We start from the raw sequence: 18,156 nt of genomic DNA, 5'->3' as shown, positions 1-18,156 counted from the left end.
GACGGAAATTTGCGATGGGATTCACGGCCAACCCGATCAAGACTTATCAGAACCTCGGTATTGAATCGGAGGTTCGTGGATCCGATCCGCACCATCTCATCGTATTGCTGTTCGACGGCGCCATTGCAGCACTGGACAAGGGGAAAGCGGCGATTATCGACAAGCGCTTCGGCGACAAGTCGGAAGCGCTGACCAAGGCGGTGGAGATCATCAACGATGGACTTTCCGCCAGCCTGAACCTGCAGGAAGGCGGCGAACTTGCGGCCAACCTGAAGGCGCTCTACAACTACATGGTGTCGCGTCTGATTCACGCCAATTTCAAGAACGACATCCCGGCCATCGATGAAGTCAAAATGCTGATCGGAGAAATTTTCGATGCCTGGAAATCGATCGCGCCGGGAAAACAGCAAACGGGCCGCTAAGTGACGGCGAACAACCTGCTCGAGCAATTTGAAGCGCTACTCTGCCAGTTGGAGACTTGCGCCGGAAATCAGGCCTGGGACGAACTGGATGCCCACCTGCCCGCCCTGCAGCAACTGGCGTACAGCCTGCCACAGATGCGACCGGCCTTGCCTCAGCGGCAGCTTTACGCCCGCCTCAACGAACGCATCCAGCGATTGACGGAAATCCTGAACGAACGAAAATCGACGATTGCCCCCTTGCTTGGTGCGTTTGCCGACAACCGGGCACTCGCCACCCCGCCCGACAGCGCTGAAGGATGATCCCGCCAGACGTCGCCAGCAGCCTGAAGGTCGTCCTACCGGATCATCAGTCGGCGACCCAGGCCCAGCAAACCCAGCCGGTCGCGCCGAGTCAGCGGATCACCGATGTCCTCAGCAACCTCGTCCCCGGCCAGCGCATCTTTGCCGAGATTCAGGCCCTGCTGCCGAATGGCGCTTACCGCGCCACCGTCGCTCAACGCGATGTCACACTGGCCCTGCCCTTCTCGGCCAAGCCCGGGGACAGCCTCGAACTTGAAGTCGCCGAATCGGACGGCAAACTGACGCTCGCCTTCGTCGCCAATCGCAGCGACGCCGCCGCGCAAAAGACCACCGGCGACTCGGTGGCAACGACGCTCAGCAGCACCGGACGACTGATCGGCGACCTGATGAAGGGGCTGGAAGGCGAAGGGAAACGGGCGCCGCCCGCCGCCCTGAATGGCAACCAGCCTTTGCTGGAGACCGGCTCGAAAACCGGAGCGGACATCGCGCCACTTCTCAAGCAGGCGCTGAGCCAAAGCGGCATGTTCTACGAATCGCATCAGGCGCGTTGGGTCGCCGGCGAATTGCCGATCGAACATCTGCGCCAGGAACCCCAGGGGAAACAGGCCGCCGAGGCGAATGCGTTGGCACAGAACCGGGCTGCTGCGGTCGACCAGGGAAATCAGGCAAAATCCGACCAGCCGCTCCCCACCGGCCAGCGCGCCGACGGCAACGTGGTTCCCAGGGAGCTGATGCCACTGGTGCAGCAGCAGCTGGACGGTCTGGCCAACCAGAATTTCGCCTGGCAGGGACAAGTCTGGCCAGGTCAGAAAATGTGGTGGGAAATCAGCGAAAACCAGGACGAGCGCCGCAACGCCGACGACGCCGAGCGACCGCGCTGGCAAACCCGACTGAAGCTGGAACTGCCTAGTCTTGGCGCGGTCGACGCGACCTTGCACCTGTTTCCTGGCGGCGAAGTCGCGCTGCAGATCGTCAGCGCCTCCGAAGCCGGGGAGAACCGGCTACAGGAGGGCGGCAGGCTGTTGCTGGACCAATTCGAAGCGGCCGGACTAAAAATACGCCAACTGCTGATCAGCCATGACGACGGAAGCACCGCCTGACCCCGCCCGCGAAGCCATCGCGCTCGCCTACCGCCAGAGCGATGCTGCGCCGCGCGTCGTGGCCAAGGGCAAGGGCCTGATTGCCGACCAGATCATCGCCAAGGCCAAGGAACACGGCGTTTATGTGCACGAGTCGCCCGAGCTGGTCGCGCTATTGACACAGGTGGATATCGACGAGCATATTCCGCCCCAGCTCTATATGGCTGTCGCGGAACTCCTGGCTTGGCTGTATCGCCTGGAACGAGGAGAGACACTCCCGCCGCCGGCCACCTGACCGCGGCAATCACATGACCAACACCACGCCGGAAGACATTTCCGTTCCCGTTTTTGAAATCGACCAGCCCGAGCAATTCGGACAGTTTTTCCTGTCCGGCCAGCGCGAGCGACTTGCCCACCTGCACACCCTGGAACGGCAGAAGGCATTGATCACCGTCTACCTCGATGACAATCGCGATTTCTTCCTGAGCTCCGTGCTTGCGGTCGACGACGACGAACAGCGAATTCTGCTGGATCCGCCCAACGACCCGAAACTGCTGCAACGGGCTGTCGCCAGCCCGCAAATCACGCTGAGCGGGGCCGTCGACCGGGTCAAGATTCAGGCCCGGCTACGCCACCAGGAGGCGGTTCGTCATCAAGGCAGGGAGGTACTTTCCGTCCCACTGCCGGAGCAGATGCTGCGCCTGCAGCGACGCGAATTCTTCCGTATCGAAACGCCCAGGCTCTCGCCGCTGCGCTGCAAACTGGCCAAACGGCAGCAGGATGGCCGAACCGAAGCATTCGATTACCCGTTGCACGACATCAGCGGCGGCGGGATTTGCCTGGTCGGCGAAAAAGGACACGTCGGACACTTTTCGCTGGGTGAAATCTTTGCCGACTGCCGCCTGGAAATTCCGGGCGAGCACGTGCTTTCGGTCAACCTCAGGATTCGTGAAATTTCCGAACTGGAAACCTTTCACGGCGATTACCAGCTACGACTCGGTTGCGAGTTCTACAATCTGCCGGGCACCCGGCTGACGCTCATCGAGCGTTACATTGCCCGGCTCGAGCGCGAACGCAAGGCCAGGGAAAGCGGTCTGGGCTAAGGCCAGGCCCGGTCAGACCTGCATGTTCATCATGTCCTGATACGCGGTCACCAGCTTGTTGCGGACCTGCACCATTTCCTGAAACGAAACGCTGGCCGTCTGCAGGGCGATCATCACTTCATGCAGATTCTGGCTGGTGTCGCCGGCGGCAAGTTTTTCCGCCATCTGGTTGGCCGACTGCTGGGTTTCGTTGACCTTGTCGATGGAACCACGAAGCACTTCGGCAAAGTCGGGCGCGCCACTTTCCGCGGCCGAACTCTCGGCCGTCTTGCCCGACGCCTGCGCCGCAGTCGTGCGCAACAGGCTCAACATCTGTTCAATACCTTTGGTGTCCATAAGTCAGCTCCCAACGACAGCCGTTATCCAGCAATTATCGGGCCAGATTCAATCCCGGTAAAACCCTTCCTCGCGATACTGCTGCAGCTTGTAGCGCAGCGTCCGTTCGGAAATCCCCAAACGCTCGATCGCCAGTTTGCGCGATCCGCCCACTTCCGCCAAGGTCTGCAGGATGTGTTCGCGCTCAAGATCCCTGATGTTCAGATTATCTGTTTTTTTGCCGTCGACCGCAGCCGGCGACACATCGAGCGGTACTTGCGGCAGATTCAGGTCCGCCGCTTCGATGGTTCTGCCGGACGCCATGATCAGGGCGCGCTGGATCACGTTTTCCAGCTCGCGGACATTGCCCGGCCACGGATGCGAAGTTAGCGCCTGCTCGGCTGCCTCGCTCAGTTTCATCCCGTTTCGACCAAAACGCTGCCCATGCTCGAGTACAAAATACCGGGCAATCGGCGCAATGTCCTGCGGTCGCTGGCGCAAGGCCGGAATCGCCACCGGAAACACATTCAGGCGATAGAACAGATCCTCACGAAAAACCCCGCTGGCCACTGCTTCGGCCATATCGCGGTTCGAGGTCGCCACCACCCGGATATTCAACTCGACCGGCTTCTTGCCGCCCACCCGCTCCACTTCGCGCTCCTGCAACACCCGCAACAGCTTTGCCTGCAGCGCCATTGGCATTTCGGTGACTTCGTCGAGCAACAGGGTACCGTCCTGCGCCTGCTCGAATTTGCCGGCTTGCGCTTGCTGGGCCCCAGTGAAGGCGCCTTTTTCGTAACCGAACAAGGTCGCTTCGAGCAGGCTTTCCGGGATCGCCGCACAGTTGATGGCGACAAAAGGGCCCTGGGCACGAGACGAATGCCGATGAATGAAGCGAGCGACCACTTCCTTTCCGACCCCCGATTCACCGGTAAGCAACACCGTCGCATCGGTCTGCGCCACGCGCTGCGCAACGGCGAACATCTCGCGACTGGCGGGATCGTGAGCAATCACACCGCCATCGTCGCGCTCGGCCGCCAGTTCGTATTTCCGAATGTGTCCGAGCAGCGCCTGCGGCTCGAAAGGCTTGAGCAGAAAATCACAGGCGCCGGAACGCATCGCGTCGACCGCCTTCTCCACTTCTGCATAGGCCGTCATGAGCACTACCGGCAAATGCGGCAAGCGCGCACGAATTTCCTTGAGCAAGGTAATTCCGTCGATCGGGATCATGCGGACATCGCTGACGACGATCGAGAATGCCTGCTCGTCCAGCGCCTGCAAGGCCGCCTCTCCGCCATCGACGGCAACATAGGCGCGGCCGGCCAGTTCCAGCGTATCGCCAATGGCCTCGCGCAGGCTGGGATCGTCCTCGACCACAAGAACCGGCAGATTGTGTTCACTCATCTCGCATATCCTGTTGTGCCGGGCCTGCCGGCAGAATCATCACGAACTCCGCGCCAGTCGCAGGCGAGCCAAGTTCTATCGTGCCGCCATGAGCCCGGGCAACGCCCAGCGCAATGGCCAGCCCAAGCCCGGTTCCCTGGCCCTTCGTCGTATAGAAGGGCTCGAAAATGCGATCCCGCTTGTCCGGCGGAACCCCCGGCCCGCTATCGGCCACCGAGAAATGCAGCCAGTCCCCGCAAATTTTGCCGGACAGGCAAATTTTGCCGCCTGCCGGCGTCGCCTGCAGTGCATTCTCGAGCAGATTGACCAAGGCGCCGAACAAGGCCTTGCGACCGCCGACCAGAATCGATCGGCCGCAACCGTCGACCGCAGAAAACGCCACTTCGTGCTGACGCATCAGCGGCTCCATCGTCTGGGCCACTTCCTGGAGCAAATCGCCTGCCACCATCACGTCGCGCCCCAGGCTTTCACCGCGGGCGAACAGCAGGACATCCTGGATCAGTCTTTCGAGACGACGCAACTGGCCGCTGGCCTTCTCCGAAAATTTGACGCGCGCCTCGTCACCCACCCCGGGCTGTCCGAGATTGGCGGTATAAAGCAGCGCCGCTGCCAGCGGCGTACGCAACTGATGCGCCAGCGACGCCGCCATTTCGCCCATCGCCGCCAGACGCTGGCTACGCTCCAGCTCTTCCTTCATGCGCAGTGCTGCGCTGACATCGTGCAACAGCAGTATCCTGCCGTCACCGGAAGGCAGGATACTCTCGGCAATCGCCAGCCGCGCTTCGCCGAGCCGCCATTCGCCAACCGTCAGGGTCGGCTCGAGATGACGGGCGACGACATCGCCCCAGTGCTCGTCGATCACCCGCTCGCCAAACATGGCGATCGCCGCCGGATTCAGCGCAGTAACCCTAGCCGTTGCATCGAGCAGCACGACACCGGCCGGCAGTGCATCCAGCAAGGAAGACAACCGCTCCGACAAGGCTTCCTTCTCGCGGTACTGACGGCGCAGCTCGCCGTTGGCCACGGCAAGCTCGTCGGTCAGGGAAGCGACCCGAGCCTGCAGCGCCTCATAAGCCTGGGTCAACTCGGCCGAAACCTGGTTGAACATCGCAAAGGCGCGCTGCAACTCGGCGGTTTTGTCGGAGGAAGCTGGGTCGACCGCAGAAGGCGGAACAGAGGTCATTGAAAAGGTTCAGTGTGAAACGAGCGCGGGTAATAGTAGAATATTTCTAGGAAAATTTGGCTTCATGATTGATTCTTCTTCTGTTTCGCCTTGAACGAACCGAGCACGGATGGCTGCAACAACTGAAAACATCGCGGATAGCGCACCGCCGGCCAACCCGGCGGAACGTTTGCGCGAGGCTTTCAACCGCCTGAGTAATCAGCAAAAGATCGCGCTCGCCGTCACGCTTGCCGCCATTTTTGCGATCATCGTCGGCACCTTTCTGTGGAGCCGGCAGCCAGACTGGAAAGTGCTGTTCTCGAACCTGAACGAACGCGATGGCGGCAACATCATCGCCACGCTCGAACAGCAGAACATTCCGCACAAGATGTCCGGCACCGGCGCCATCATGGTCCCTTCCGACCGGGTCCATGAAATCCGCCTGAAACTCGCATCGCAAGGTTTACCGCGAGGCGGCATGGTCGGTTTCGAGCTGATGGAGAATCAGAAGTTCGGCATCAGCCAGTTCGCCGAACAAGTGAATTACCAGCGCGGCCTGGAAGGCGAACTGGCCAAGACCATCATGTCGATCAATGCGGTTCAGTCGGCCCGCGTCCATCTGGCGATTCCCAAGCCCTCGGTGTTCGTCCGCGAAGAACAGAAGCCGACGGCGTCGGTCATGCTCGATCTCTACCCGGGCCGCTCGCTCGACCCCACGCAACTGGCCGGCATCACCAACCTGATCTCGTCGAGCGTCCCGCAACTTCAGTCCGGCAACGTCAGCATCATCGACCAGAACGGCAACCTGCTGTCGACGCTCAAGAACAAACTGACCGAAGCCGGCCTGGATGCGACACAGCTGAAATACGTGCGCGAAGTCGAAAACGGCATCGTTGCGCGCATTGAGGACATCCTGAAACCGGTGCTCGGCAAGGACAACTACAAGGTGCAGGTTGCCGCCGACGTCGATTTCTCGCAAAGCGAGCAGACTGCGGAAACCTATCGCCCGAACGGCACACCGGAGTCGACCAGCATCCGCAGTCAGCAGAACAATGAAACCGCCAGCGTCAACCAGGCGGCCGGCGGCGTTCCCGGGGCGCTGACCAATCAGCCGCCAGTTCCCGCCACGGCACCGCTGACCACACCACCCACCGGCAATACCGGCGCTGCGCAGGCGGCAGCAAAGCCCGGAGAACAACCGCCCGGCAAGATCGACGCGGCCGGCATCACGGCCCCGTTGAACGCCGCCGGCCAGCCGATCAGCACATCGAAGAATTCGACCATCAATTACGAGGTCGACCGCACCATTCGCCATACCAAACAGGGCATGGGCGCGATCCGCCGACTGACCGCCGCCGTCGTCGTCAACCATCGCAAGGATGTCGATCCGAAATCGGGCAAGGACATCACCAAGCCGCTGAGCGACCCCGAGATGAAGCAGATCAACGACCTCGTCCGCGAGGCGATGGGCTTCAGCCAAGACCGAGGCGACTCGATTTCGGTCGCCAACGCGCCGTTTACCGCTGCCGAACCGCTGGAAACCGGTCTTCCCTTGTGGAAGGATCCGGACAACATCGACTTCGCCAAGGACCTCCTGAAATACCTGCTGATCGCCGGGGTCGTGTTCTTCCTGTATCTGAAGGTCATCCAGCCGGCGCTGAAGACGATGTTCCCGCCGCCACCCGAGGCAGACGGGGAAACGACGCCCGAAGGGGTGGCCGGCGCAGCCGGCCACGTGGCGATGGTCGGACCGGATGGAGAACTCATCGAGGATGTCGCCACCATCGACCATTTCGCGATCAAGCTGCAGAAAGCCCGCGACTTCGCGCAGGCCGATCCAAAGGCGGTCGCCAACATCATGAAAGAATGGATGGGTGCCAATGGCGGGTGATGACGGCCTGGAAAGAAGCGCAACGCTGCTCATCGCGCTCGGCGAGGATCACGCTGCCGAAGTGCTCAAGCACCTTGGCCCGCGCGAAGTGCAGAAGCTCGGGCACGCGATGGCCGCGCTGAAGACCGTGCCGCGGGCTACCGTCGAAGCCGTCCTTGACCAGTTCCAGAAGGATGCCGACGAGCATGCTGCGGTCCACGTCGATACCGATGCCTATATCCGTTCCGTACTGACCAAGGCGCTCGGCGACGACAAGGCATCCAACCTGATCTCGCGCATTCTCCAGGGTGGCGAAACCTCGGGTATCGAAGGCCTGAAGTGGATGGATGCACAGACGGTCGCCGACCTGATCAAGAACGAGCACCCGCAGATCATCGCCACCATCCTTGTCCATCTGGAACACGACCATGCCAGCGAAATCCTGGCCCACTTCACCGAGCGCCTGCGCAACGACGTCGTACTGCGGATCGCCACGCTGGAAGGCATCCAGCCGGCGGCGCTGCGCGAACTGAACGAGGCGATGCTGCGCATCCTGTCCGGCTCGGCCAGCGTCAAGCGGACCGCGCTAGGCGGCGTGCGGACGGTTGCCGAAATCCTCAACTTCATCGGCACCGCCAACGAGACGTCGGTCATCGACGCGATCCGCGAATACGATCCGGACCTGGCACAAAAGATCCTCGACGAAATGTTCGTTTTCGAGAACCTGCTCGACATCGACGACCGTTCGATCCAGCTCATCATGCGCGAAGTCCAGTCGGACTCGCTGGTACTCGCCCTCAAGGGGGCTTCGCCGGAACTGCGCGAGAAAATCTTCAAGAACATGTCGCAGCGCGCCGCCGAAATGCTGCGCGAGGATCTCGAATCGAAAGGCCCGGTCCGGCTTTCCGAAGTCGAGGCCGAGCAGAAGGAAATCCTCAAGATCGTCCGCCGCCTGGCCGACGAAGGACAAATCGTCCTGGGCGGCGCCGGCGGCGAGCAGATGGTCTGACGCATGTCATCGATCATTCCCAAGGAACAGTCCGCCGGTTTCAAGCGGTGGCAGTTCGATGCCTTCGACGCGCCACCCACAGAAGCGGCAAGTAGCCCCCCTCCGGAAGAGATCACGGTGCCGCCGGCACCGCCCGACGTCGCCCCGGAAGCGCAGATCGCGGACAGCGTCGACAGCTTTCCGCTGCCGACAGCCGAGGACATCGAGCGCCTGCATGAACAAGCCCGGGCGGAAGGCTACCAGGCAGGCCTTGAGGAAGGACGGGCGGCAGCGGCCGACGAAGCCCGTCAGCAGCAAGAAACGGAAATTGCGCAAATCCGGCAGTTGACCGCAAACCTGCATCAGGCACTCGACCATCTCGACCAGGAAATCGCCGATCAGTTACTCGACCTCTCGCTGGAAGTCGCCCACCAGGTTCTGCGCAGCGCGCTGGAAATTCGCCGCGAAATCCTGCTGCCGATCGTCCGCGAAGCGATCGACAGCCTGCCACTGCATCATGGCGGCGTCGCCCTGCATCTGAATCCGACGGATCTGGAGCAATTGCAGGCGCCGCTGAGCGAGATGGCCAGCCAGCAAAACCTGCACCTCGTTCCCGACCACAGTATCGAGCCGGGCGGCTGCAGCATCAAGGCCGGCCACAGCGAAGTGGATGCTCGCCTGGAAACGCGCTGGCAACGCGTGCTCGAGGCAATCGGCATCGAATCCGACAAATGGATGACACGCTGACACCGGGCGGCGACGGCCACCGGGAACGCTGGCGCGAATTCCTGGCCGGCTGCCAGCATGCCGCCGGCAATGCCCTGCCGCTGACCCCCAGCGGACGCCTGACCCGAATCAACGGGCTGGTCATGGAAGCCTCGGGACTGAAACTTCCCCTGGGCAGCACCTGCCACATCTACCCCGGCACCGGCGCTCCGGTCGAAGCGGAAGTCGTCGGCTTTGCCGGCGAGAAGCTATATCTGATGCCTTCCGACGAAGTCTTCGGCCTCGCACCTGGCGCCCGCGTCCTGCCATTCGACGCCCCCAACCCGCCGCCGACGGTCGGCCAGCCGGCCCATCGCAAGCGGCGAGCGATCGACCGAGCAAAGCAGGTTCCGGTCGGCGACGAATTGCTCGGCCGGGTGCTCGATGGCGTCGGCCGGCCGCTGGACGGCAAGGGACCACTGCTGGCCGGTCACGCCAGACCGTTGCAAAGCCGTCCGATCAATCCGATGAGCCGCGCCGCGATCGAGCAGCCGCTGGATGTCGGCATCCGCGCAATCAATGCCCTGCTCACGGTCGGACGTGGACAGCGGATGGGCCTGTTCGCCGGCTCCGGCGTCGGCAAGTCCGTACTGCTGGGCATGATGGCGCGCTACACCGAAGCCGAGGTGATCGTCGTCGGGCTGATCGGCGAACGCGGCCGCGAGGTCAAGGAATTCATCGAGCAGATTCTCGGCGAGGAAGGCATGCGGCGCGCGGTCGTCGTCGCGGCACCGGCCGACACCGGCCCGCTGATGCGTCTGCAGGGGGCTGCCTATGCCACGACGATCGCCGAATATTTCCGCGACCAGGGCCGGCAAGTCCTGCTGATCATGGATTCGCTGACCCGTTATGCCATGGCCCAACGCGAGATTGCGCTGGCGATCGGAGAACCTCCGGCGACCCGCGGCTATCCGCCATCGGTATTCGCGAAACTGCCGCAACTGGTGGAGCGCGCGGGGAACGGGCCGGAAGGCGGCGGTTCGATCACCGCCTTCTACACCGTGCTGGCCGAAGGCGACGATCAGCAGGATCCGATCGCCGATTCGGCGCGCGCCATCCTCGACGGCCATATCGTACTGACCCGCGCCCTGGCCGACGCCGGCCATTACCCGGCAATCGATATCGAGCAGTCGATCAGCCGGGCCATGGTCAACCTGATCGACCAGAAGCAACTGGAGCAGATTCGGCGTTTCAAGGTGCTGTTCTCTCGCTACCAGCGCTCCCGCGACCTGATCGCGGTCGGTGCCTATGTCCAGGGCTCGGATCCGGTGCTTGACCAGGCGGTCGCACTCTATCCCAGGATCGAAGCCTTCCTTCAACAGCAGTTGATCGAAAAATCCGATTTCCCGGCAAGCATCGAAAAACTCGCCGCGCTATTCAACTAGACTGAGGCATGGCCAAGCCCTTCACACTCCAACCACTGCTCGAACTGATGCAAAGCAGGACCGACGAGGCAACGCGCCGCCTCGGCCAACTGATTGCAGCCGAACAAAATGCCCGCAGTCGGCTGGAAATGCTCGAACAGTACCGCCAGGAATACGCCGACAAGTTGCGCGAAGCCACGGCTCAAGGAATTACCCGTCAAGCATTGGCCAACTATCAGGATTTCCTTGGCCGGATCGACGAAGCCCTGCAGCAGCAGGCCCAGGCCGTCCGCCAGTCCGAAGCGAACACCGCGGCCGGGCAGCAACACTGGCGGGATCAGAACACTCGACTCAAAGCCATCGACACGCTGTCACTGCGCCATGACGCGCGTGAGCGCCGGGCTGAAGAAAAGCAGGCGCAAAAACTCCAGGACGAGTTCTCGACCCGGAAATTCGGTAGAGGGAACCGGGAGCTCGAATAGACAGGCACGCTCATTGCTTGAATCCGCCCGTACTCAGCAGGCAAGGATTTCTTCATGAGCATTTCGGTCACCCCGACACTTCCCCGAACGAGCCCCTCTGGCGGCGAGGCAGCAAACGCCGGTGCAGCGGGTGAATCCGCCCCCGGCCTCGACTTCGCCAGCCTGCTTTTCGGTCAGTTACCCGTGACCGATGTCGCCGAACAACTATCCGCTGCCCTGGGACTCGGCAAAGAGAAAAGCGACGGCAAGCAAAAGGGGGACAAGGACGATCTTGCCATCTGGCTACCGGAAATCGGCCAGATTGCCGCATCACAAGTGCCTGTGGAACAGCGCGCATCACTCGCCGAAGCTTCGATCGACGCCGATTCGGCCCCCATCGGCGACGCGCTCGGTAAAGGCGCGGGCAATTCGGCCGGCGATACGGAAGAGATGCTGCTCGCCGGACAAGCCGGCAAACGCGCCACGCAGAATCCGCTGCTCAGTGCCGACGCGGCAAACAGCGAAGCAGGGGCGGCAAATCTTGCCGGCGAACAGAAAAGCGAAAACGCGTTCTCCAGCATCCTGTCCCAGACCCATCCCTCGCAACTCAGGCATGAAGCAAGCAGGCAGGTCACCGTCCAGGCACCGCTGCATGATGCGCAATGGGGGCAGCAGCTGGGTGACAAGGTCGTCTGGATGGCTAGAGGCGACATCCAGAATGCCCAGATCAACATCTCGCCGGCGCAACTGGGCCCCATTCAGGTCAACATCTCGATGAACGGCGACCAGATGACGGCAAATTTCGTTGCATCTCAGGCCGAAGTCCGCCAGGCACTTGAAGAAGCCTTGCCGCGCCTGCGTGAAATGCTCTCCGGTGCGGGCATTCAACTGGGCCAGGCCAACGTTGGTGCCCAGACACCGCAGCAGCAGCGCAATAACGATGCGGGATTCAGCAGCAGCGCCCGTTCCGGGGGAGAAGACACTGCTATACTCCCCACCGACGGCGTCGCCGCAACACCCCTGCCGAATCAGCCGATTCAGCGTGGCAGAGGCATGGTCGACCTGTTTGCCTGACAAAAGCTAGCGAGGGAGGAATATGGCCAAGGACAACAAGCCTGCCGAGAACGGGGACGAAGCAGCACCGAAGAAAAGCAAGAAGCTTCTGATCATCATTCTGGCCGTCGTGCTGTTGCTGGTGGTCGGTGGTGGGGCGGCAGCCTTCCTTCTGATGAAGGGCAGCCATGACGAAGAGCACGCCGACGACGACGAAGTCGCCGAAGAGCCGGCGAAGCCGGCCAAGAAAAAGGACAAGAAGAAGGAACACGGAGCCCCCCCGGTTTTCGTGAACCTTGACCCGTTCACGGTCAATCTGGTCCCGGAAACCGGTGATCAATACCTTCAGGTAGCCCTGTCGCTCGAGCTGGAAGGCCCGGAATCGCAGGCCGAGCTCACGGCGATGATGCCCAAGATCCGCAACAACGTGACACTGCTCCTGTCCAGCCAGAAAGCCTCGGAATTGTTGCCCAAGGAGGGCAAGGAAAAGCTGGCGGCCGAAATCATGGACGAGATCAACTCGGCCATCAATCCGCCCGTCAAGAACAAGAAGGGCGAACAGATCGCGCCCGACGGCCCGGTCACGTCGGTATTGTTCACCTCCTTCATCATCCAGTAAGCACCGGGTCATGGCCGGGGACTTTCTCTCACAGGAAGAAGTTGACGCCCTGCTCAAGGGCGTCACCGGGGAAAGTGACGAACCCGACGAAGGCGGCGCTGAAGACGCCGGCATCCGTTCTTACAATCTGGGCACCCAGGAGCGTATCGTCCGGGGCCGGATGCCTACGCTCGAACTGGTCAATGAGCGCTTCGCCCGCTATCTGCGCATCGGCCTGTTCAACTACATGCACCGGAATGCCGAGATTTCGGTCGGCCCGATCCGCGTACAGAAGTACAGCGAATTCATCCGCAACCTGGTCGTCCCGACCAATCTGAATCTGGTTGCGGCCAAGCCGCTGCGCGGGACTTCGCTGTTCGTCTTCGACCCGAACCTGGTCTTCCTGGTCGTAGACAACATGTTCGGCGGCGACGGCCGTTTCCATACGCGAGTCGAAGGTCGCGATTTCACGGCAACCGAGCAGCGCATCATTCAGGGCTTGCTCGGTGTGGTTTTCACCGAGTATTCGAAATCCTGGAAGCCGGTGTACGACATCAGTTTCGAGTACATCCGCTCGGAAATGAACTCCCAGTTCGCCAACATCGCCACGCCATCGGAAATTGTCGTTTCAACGTCGTTCACCCTGGAATTCGGGGGCGCAACGGCGGACATGCACATCTGCTTCCCTTATTCGATGCTCGAACCGATTCGCGACCTGCTCTACAGCACCATGCAGAGCGACCAGCTCTCCACGGACAAGCGCTGGATCGGTACGCTTCGGCGACAGCTGCAGGGCGCCGAGGTGGAAATCGTCGCCCAACTGGGCTCGGGCAAGGTGTCCTTGCGCGAAATCCTGCAATTGAAGGCCGGCGATGTGATTCCAATCAACATCCCGCCGCGTATCGAGGCACAGGTGGATAACGTACCGCTGATGGAATGCACCTACGGCCAGCAGAATGGTCAGTATGCACTACGTGTGGAAAAATTCATTGCATCGCCGAACGAACTCGGCTCGACCGAACCGGTGATGGGGGACAAGCATGGCTGACGAAATGGAAAACATCGAAAACGCCGCCGGCGCGGAAGAGCAAATCAGCGAGGACGACTGGGCGGCCGCAATGGCCGAACAGGCGACCACGGATGCCGAAGTTGCTCAGCCGGCCGCCCAGCCGGCCGACATTTTCCCGTCATTCGGCGGCCCGTCGGCGGCAGGCGGCGTGATGAACGAACTCGACATGATTCTGGACATTCCCGTCCAGATCACGGTTGAGCTGGGACGTACCAAGATCACCATCAAGAACCTGCTTCAACTCGCCCACGGCTCGGTCGTCGAACTCGATGCGATGGCCGGCGAACCCATGGATGTTCTGGTTAACGGCACACTGATCGCCCAAGGCGAGGTCGTGGTCGTCAATGACAAATTCGGCATCCGCCTGACCGACATCATCACGCCATCAGAGCGGATGCGGAAAATCAATCGCTGACACTTTCCGCCCGGCTCGACGGGTCGACCGCAACCGGCCCGGCCTTTCGGTTTAAGATAGCGCCCTTGACCGACTCCCGCCCGCCAGCCTTGCGCCGCCAGCCCTTTTTCCTTGCCCTCCTGCCCGGTATTGCCGGCGCTGCCGATACGGCCGTCCCGGCGGTCGGCAATGGCACTTACCTTCAAGCCACATTGGCCTTGCTGCTGATCGTCGGCCTGCTGTTCGGTGCCGCCTGGCTGGCACGCAAGGTTTCGGGGGGCAAGCTGTTCGGCCAGGGCGGCATGCGCGTGATTGGGGGCGTTGCACTGGGTCCGCGGGAACGGATCGTCCTGGTTGAAGTGGAAGATACCTGGCTGGTGGTTGGTATCGTCCCCGGCCAGATTCGCACCCTGCACCGCATGCCCAAGGGAGAATCGGCCAGCACGGCGACGGAGGCCCAACGCCCCTTTGTCGACTGGTTGAGCCAGATACGCAGGCAACGAGAAGATGAACGCTAGGCATTTTGCGCTGATTTCGCTGTTGACCGCAGGATTGGCCGGCGAAGCGCTGGCCCAGTCGGCCGGATTGCCTGCAATGACCAGCACACCGGCAGCCGGCGGCGGCACAACCTACTCGCTGACCATCCAGACACTGCTGTTGCTGACGGCGCTGACCTTCCTGCCGGCCGCGATCCTGATGATGACCAGCTTCACCCGCATCGTCATCGTCCTGTCGCTGCTACGCCACGCGATGGGCCTGCAGACGGCTCCCCCCAACCAGATCGTCATCGGCCTGTCCTTGTTCCTGACCTTGTTCGTGATGGCGCCGACCTTGGATCGCGTGTACAACGAAGCCTATGTCCCGCTCTCGGAGAACCGCCTGAACATCATGCAGGCCGGCGAAAAAGCTGCCGAGCCGATGCGCGCTTTCATGCTGAAGCAGACGCGGGAAGCCGACATCGCGCTGTTTGCCGGCATCGCCCGCATCGACAAGCTGGAAAAACCCGAAGACGTGCCCTTGCGCATCCTGATCCCCTCGTTCGTGATCAGTGAACTGAAGACGGCGTTCCAGATCGGTTTCATCCTGTTCATTCCGTTCCTGGTCATCGACATGGTGGTGGCGAGCCTGCTGATGTCGATGGGCATGATGATGATGTCGCCGATCATGGTGGCTCTGCCATTCAAGCTGATGCTGTTCGTTCTGGTCGATGGCTGGCACCTGGTCATCGGCTCCCTGGTGCAGAGTTTCAACCCATGACGCCGGGTACCGTCATGGAAATCGGCCGTCAGGCCATCGAGGTCACCATCCTGATGGCCGCCCCGATGCTGCTCGCGGCGCTGGTCGTCGGCCTGATCGTCAGCATTTTCCAGGCGGCAACACAGATCAACGAAGCGACGCTGCAATTCATTCCGAAACTGGTCGCGATCTTCGTCGTGATCCTGGTTTTCGGTCCCTGGATGCTGCAATACCTGATCGATTACATCCAGCGCCTGTTCGGCAGCATCCCGCAACTGATCGGCTGACATGTTCAGCATCACGACGGCACAGATCGACGCCTGGGTGACCTTCTATGCCTTCCCGCTCGCTCGCGTACTCGGGCTGATCGCCACGGCGCCGCTCTGGAGTACCGCCGGCATTCCGCGACGCACCCGCGTCGTACTCGGCATCGCCATCGCCATCGCGATTGCCCCGAGCGCCCCGCCGATGCCCGCTGTCGCCCCGGGCTCGCTGGCCGGACTGTGGATTCTTGCGCAACAGATGCTCATCGGTATCGCCATGGGATTTGCTGCCCGCATCGTGTTCACCGCGATCGACCTGGGCGGCACCTTCATCGGCCTGCAGATGGGTCTTGGCTTCGCCACCTTCTACGACCCGCTGGACGGTGGTCAGACGCCAGTACTGTCGGAATTCATCGGCTTGCTGGCGCTGCTGCTGTTCATGTCCATGGACGGCCATCTGTTGTTCATTTCGACGCTGGCCAAAAGTTTCCACGCCATCCCGGTCTCGCCGGATGCACTTGCACCGGAAAGCTGGAAGAACCTCGGGGAACTGGGCGGCAAGATTTTTTCGGCAGGCTTGCTGATCGCATTACCTGCCGTCGTCGCGCTGATGATCACCAATCTGGCGCTGGCCGTGCTGACCCGGGCCGCGCCACAGCTGAACATCTTCGCCCTGGGTTTTCCGCTGACCCTGATCGGCGGTTTCGTCGCCGTCGCCCTCAGCCTGAACTATCTGGCTGTGCCGCTTCAGGGACTGTACGAATACGCGATCGAAGCGATGCTGGCTTTTGCGGTCAACCGCCCCTGACTGCAAAAAACGCCAGCAAGGGCTTCAATTCAGGCCGAAGGAATCGGCGTTTTCCGGCACGGGCAACTGTGGAGAAGGCATGCGCTGCGCCTGAACGACGGTTTGCGGCTGCCCCAGCATGCGGATCACACCGCCGGCAACCCGCCGGGCACCCAAGGTTTCCGAATCGATTCCCTCGGTATATTCAAGAATCTGGTAACCGCTGTAACCCCGTTCATACTGCAACTGACTGGCCCGTCGCTTCATGATCTGGAACGACTCCCCGCCACCGCCGGTGTGATAACGCTTCAACTTCATGTCGAAGCGGTAGGTGTCCTCGTTGAGTCGGGACTCGTTGATTTCCCAGTTCGGCGCCAGCGGGTCGTATACTAGGTAGATCGCCCCGATCACCGCCAGCCCGGTCGCAATATTGGACAGCGAAAGCGCGCTATTCGCCGTCAGCTGGATGACTTTGTCCGGAATCAGCGGCTTGGCCGAACCCGCCGCCGAACAGCCGGCCAGGACGCTACCCGCCAGCACTAGCGCAGCCAGTTGCCTCATAGGAGATTGAACAGGCTCAACTGACTGGTCTGCTGGAAGGTCAATTGTGCCGCTTCGAGCTGGGTCTTGTACTGCGAAAACTTGGAAATGGCATCCGTCCAGTCCAGATCCTGCAACGCGGAGAGGCGCAAGTCGTAATTCACCGAGATATCCTTGCCCGCCGACGTCATGCCTTCCAGCGCCTGCATGCGCGCCCCGACCGAAGCCCGACTCATTGCCACGTGGTCGATCGCCGACTTCATGTCGCCAAGTGCCTGGGCGTAATCGGTTGCGTTGTAGGGCACGCCACTGCTCGGATCGAGGATGTCGATCAGATTCTGAACGCTGTCAAACATGCTTCGCCCGACCACATTGCCCTGAGCATCCTTGACCTGCATGAAAACGGACATACCGTTGTCGGCGACCGCCATATCCTTGGAAGCCGTTACCGAAAGCGTCGGGTTTCCCGAATCGCCGTTGTACGTCATCAGGGAACTCCCCAGCGAGTAAGGCTGGGTTGCCGCCGTATTCTGCGTGAACGGCTCGGTCGTCGTCTTGTAGCCGGCAAAGATGTATTGCCCGGTACCGTCGCGGGTATTGGCCAGGCCGACCAGGTTTTCCAGCCGACGCTTCAACTCCTCGGCAATCATTCCGCGCTGCTCGGGGCTGTACGAGGCATTGCCTGCGGCCACCGTATTCTCGTAAATCGCTTGCAGTTCGTTGTTGAGACTATCCAGCGTGGTGTCGAGAAAATTCAGCTTGGTTTGGGCTTGTGCCTGGTTCTCGATGAAACGCTCGTTGACGTTCTTGGACTGCGTCACCCGCAGTGCTTCGGAGGCCCCTACCGGATCATCGGCCGGCGTCAGGATGCGCCTGCCGGTCGACAACTGATTCTGTGTCTTGTAGAGCTCGCCCTGCAGATTCCGGATACCGTTGGTTCCGGTATTGAAGATCATCGAAGTGCTGACACGCATGATCCGGCT

23 protein-coding genes are annotated in these 18,156 nt (G+C 61.4%); 18 read left to right on the top strand and 5 right to left on the bottom strand.

Annotated elements, in window-relative coordinates; genetic code table 11:
* The first annotated feature begins 14 nt into the window (after window positions 1-14).
* From fliS to L0962_RS04915, 5 genes are read left to right on the top strand one after another with little or no spacing between them, the layout of a single operon-like run.
* Window positions 15-422 carry a flagellar export chaperone FliS gene (gene fliS, locus L0962_RS04935; protein ID WP_234084862.1) on the top strand — a complete coding sequence of 136 codons (408 nt, stop codon included), beginning with the start codon at window positions 15-17 and terminating at the stop codon, window positions 420-422.
* Window positions 423-722: a hypothetical protein gene (locus tag L0962_RS04930; protein ID WP_234084860.1), complete on the top strand. Its 300-nt coding sequence runs from the start codon at window positions 423-425 to the stop codon at window positions 720-722. It begins immediately after the preceding gene.
* Window positions 719-1,822 carry a flagellar hook-length control protein FliK gene (locus tag L0962_RS04925; protein WP_234084858.1) on the top strand — a complete coding sequence of 368 codons (1,104 nt, stop codon included), beginning with the start codon at window positions 719-721 and terminating at the stop codon, window positions 1,820-1,822. Before L0962_RS04930 ends, L0962_RS04925 begins: the two co-directional genes overlap by 4 nt.
* On the top strand, window positions 1,800-2,096 hold the full coding sequence (locus L0962_RS04920) for an EscU/YscU/HrcU family type III secretion system export apparatus switch protein (protein WP_234084856.1): 297 nt from the start codon (window positions 1,800-1,802) through the stop codon (window positions 2,094-2,096). The genes L0962_RS04925 and L0962_RS04920 overlap by 23 nt, the downstream gene beginning before the upstream one ends.
* A 13-nt stretch (window positions 2,097-2,109) precedes the next feature.
* Window positions 2,110-2,904: a flagellar brake protein gene (locus L0962_RS04915; RefSeq protein WP_234084849.1), complete on the top strand. Its 795-nt coding sequence runs from the start codon at window positions 2,110-2,112 to the stop codon at window positions 2,902-2,904.
* Between the two features lie 12 nt (window positions 2,905-2,916).
* Here the strand turns inward: L0962_RS04915 and fliE are convergent, their stop codons facing one another.
* From fliE to L0962_RS04900, 3 genes are read right to left on the bottom strand one after another with little or no spacing between them, the layout of a single operon-like run.
* Window positions 2,917-3,240, bottom strand: coding sequence for a flagellar hook-basal body complex protein FliE (gene fliE / locus L0962_RS04910; protein ID WP_234084847.1), 324 nt, complete (start codon window positions 3,238-3,240; stop codon window positions 2,917-2,919).
* A gap of 48 nt (window positions 3,241-3,288) precedes the next feature.
* A complete protein-coding gene (locus L0962_RS04905) occupies window positions 3,289-4,623 on the bottom strand; it encodes a sigma-54 dependent transcriptional regulator (RefSeq protein ID WP_234084838.1) in 1,335 nt (444 codons plus the stop codon).
* Window positions 4,616-5,806 (bottom strand): PAS domain-containing sensor histidine kinase, encoded by a 1,191-nt coding sequence (locus tag L0962_RS04900; protein ID WP_234084835.1) that lies wholly within the window; start codon window positions 5,804-5,806, stop codon window positions 4,616-4,618. Before L0962_RS04900 ends, L0962_RS04905 begins: the two co-directional genes overlap by 8 nt.
* A gap of 109 nt (window positions 5,807-5,915) precedes the next feature.
* Here L0962_RS04900 and fliF point away from each other — a divergent pair, with 109 nt between their 5' ends.
* The 13 genes from fliF to fliR all read left to right on the top strand — a co-directional run bounded on the left by fliF (window position 5,916) and on the right by fliR (window position 16,654).
* The gene (gene fliF, locus L0962_RS04895; RefSeq protein WP_234084826.1) at window positions 5,916-7,676 is read left to right on the top strand and encodes a flagellar basal-body MS-ring/collar protein FliF; all 1,761 of its coding nucleotides are present in this window, start codon (window positions 5,916-5,918) and stop codon (window positions 7,674-7,676) included.
* On the top strand, window positions 7,666-8,664 hold the full coding sequence (gene fliG / locus L0962_RS04890) for a flagellar motor switch protein FliG (protein ID WP_234084824.1): 999 nt from the start codon (window positions 7,666-7,668) through the stop codon (window positions 8,662-8,664). Before fliF ends, fliG begins: the two co-directional genes overlap by 11 nt.
* Before the next feature lie 3 nt (window positions 8,665-8,667).
* Window positions 8,668-9,390, top strand: a complete 723-nt coding sequence (locus L0962_RS04885) for a flagellar assembly protein FliH (protein ID WP_234084821.1) — start codon at window positions 8,668-8,670, stop codon at window positions 9,388-9,390.
* Window positions 9,375-10,793, top strand: coding sequence for a flagellar protein export ATPase FliI (gene fliI / locus L0962_RS04880; RefSeq protein ID WP_234084820.1), 1,419 nt, complete (start codon window positions 9,375-9,377; stop codon window positions 10,791-10,793). The genes L0962_RS04885 and fliI overlap by 16 nt, the downstream gene beginning before the upstream one ends.
* An 8-nt stretch (window positions 10,794-10,801) precedes the next feature.
* Window positions 10,802-11,254 (top strand): flagellar export protein FliJ, encoded by a 453-nt coding sequence (gene fliJ / locus L0962_RS04875; protein ID WP_234084815.1) that lies wholly within the window; start codon window positions 10,802-10,804, stop codon window positions 11,252-11,254.
* 54 nt (window positions 11,255-11,308) lie between these two features.
* Window positions 11,309-12,307, top strand: a complete 999-nt coding sequence (locus L0962_RS04870) for a flagellar hook-length control protein FliK (RefSeq protein ID WP_234084808.1) — start codon at window positions 11,309-11,311, stop codon at window positions 12,305-12,307.
* Between the two features lie 22 nt (window positions 12,308-12,329).
* Window positions 12,330-12,905 carry a flagellar basal body-associated FliL family protein gene (locus L0962_RS04865; RefSeq protein ID WP_234084804.1) on the top strand — a complete coding sequence of 192 codons (576 nt, stop codon included), beginning with the start codon at window positions 12,330-12,332 and terminating at the stop codon, window positions 12,903-12,905.
* 10 nt (window positions 12,906-12,915) lie between these two features.
* Window positions 12,916-13,932, top strand: a complete 1,017-nt coding sequence (gene fliM, locus L0962_RS04860; protein ID WP_234084803.1) for a flagellar motor switch protein FliM — start codon at window positions 12,916-12,918, stop codon at window positions 13,930-13,932.
* Window positions 13,925-14,368, top strand: coding sequence for a flagellar motor switch protein FliN (gene fliN / locus L0962_RS04855; RefSeq protein ID WP_367398013.1), 444 nt, complete (start codon window positions 13,925-13,927; stop codon window positions 14,366-14,368). Before fliM ends, fliN begins: the two co-directional genes overlap by 8 nt.
* Before the next feature lie 65 nt (window positions 14,369-14,433).
* Entirely contained in the window at window positions 14,434-14,865 is a 432-nt protein-coding gene (fliO, locus tag L0962_RS04850) for a flagellar biosynthetic protein FliO (protein ID WP_234084798.1), read from the top strand.
* Window positions 14,855-15,604 carry a flagellar type III secretion system pore protein FliP gene (gene fliP, locus L0962_RS04845; protein ID WP_234084796.1) on the top strand — a complete coding sequence of 250 codons (750 nt, stop codon included), beginning with the start codon at window positions 14,855-14,857 and terminating at the stop codon, window positions 15,602-15,604. The genes fliO and fliP overlap by 11 nt, the downstream gene beginning before the upstream one ends.
* Complete coding sequence (gene fliQ / locus L0962_RS04840; protein ID WP_234084791.1) at window positions 15,601-15,870, top strand: flagellar biosynthesis protein FliQ; 270 nt, start codon at window positions 15,601-15,603, stop codon at window positions 15,868-15,870. The genes fliP and fliQ overlap by 4 nt, the downstream gene beginning before the upstream one ends.
* 1 nt (window position 15,871) lies before the next feature.
* Entirely contained in the window at window positions 15,872-16,654 is a 783-nt protein-coding gene (gene fliR, locus L0962_RS04835; RefSeq protein ID WP_234084789.1) for a flagellar biosynthetic protein FliR, read from the top strand.
* Window positions 16,655-16,678: 24 nt separating this feature from the next.
* Here fliR and L0962_RS04830 read toward each other — a convergent pair whose 3' ends face one another.
* Together L0962_RS04830 and flgL are read right to left on the bottom strand one after the other, a co-directional pair.
* The gene (locus L0962_RS04830; protein WP_234084787.1) at window positions 16,679-17,194 is read right to left on the bottom strand and encodes a hypothetical protein; all 516 of its coding nucleotides are present in this window, start codon (window positions 17,192-17,194) and stop codon (window positions 16,679-16,681) included.
* The gene (gene flgL, locus L0962_RS04825) at window positions 17,191-18,147 is read right to left on the bottom strand and encodes a flagellar hook-associated protein FlgL (protein WP_234084783.1); all 957 of its coding nucleotides are present in this window, start codon (window positions 18,145-18,147) and stop codon (window positions 17,191-17,193) included. Before flgL ends, L0962_RS04830 begins: the two co-directional genes overlap by 4 nt.
* Between the last annotated feature and the right edge of the window lie 9 nt (window positions 18,148-18,156).

Source organism: Azonexus sp. R2A61, assembly GCF_021401135.1.
In the GTDB taxonomy this organism is placed as follows: Bacteria; Pseudomonadota; Gammaproteobacteria; order Burkholderiales; family Rhodocyclaceae; genus Azonexus.
The sequence above is the reverse complement of the archived record's forward strand: the minus strand, read 5'-3'. Positions and strand labels throughout refer to the sequence as shown.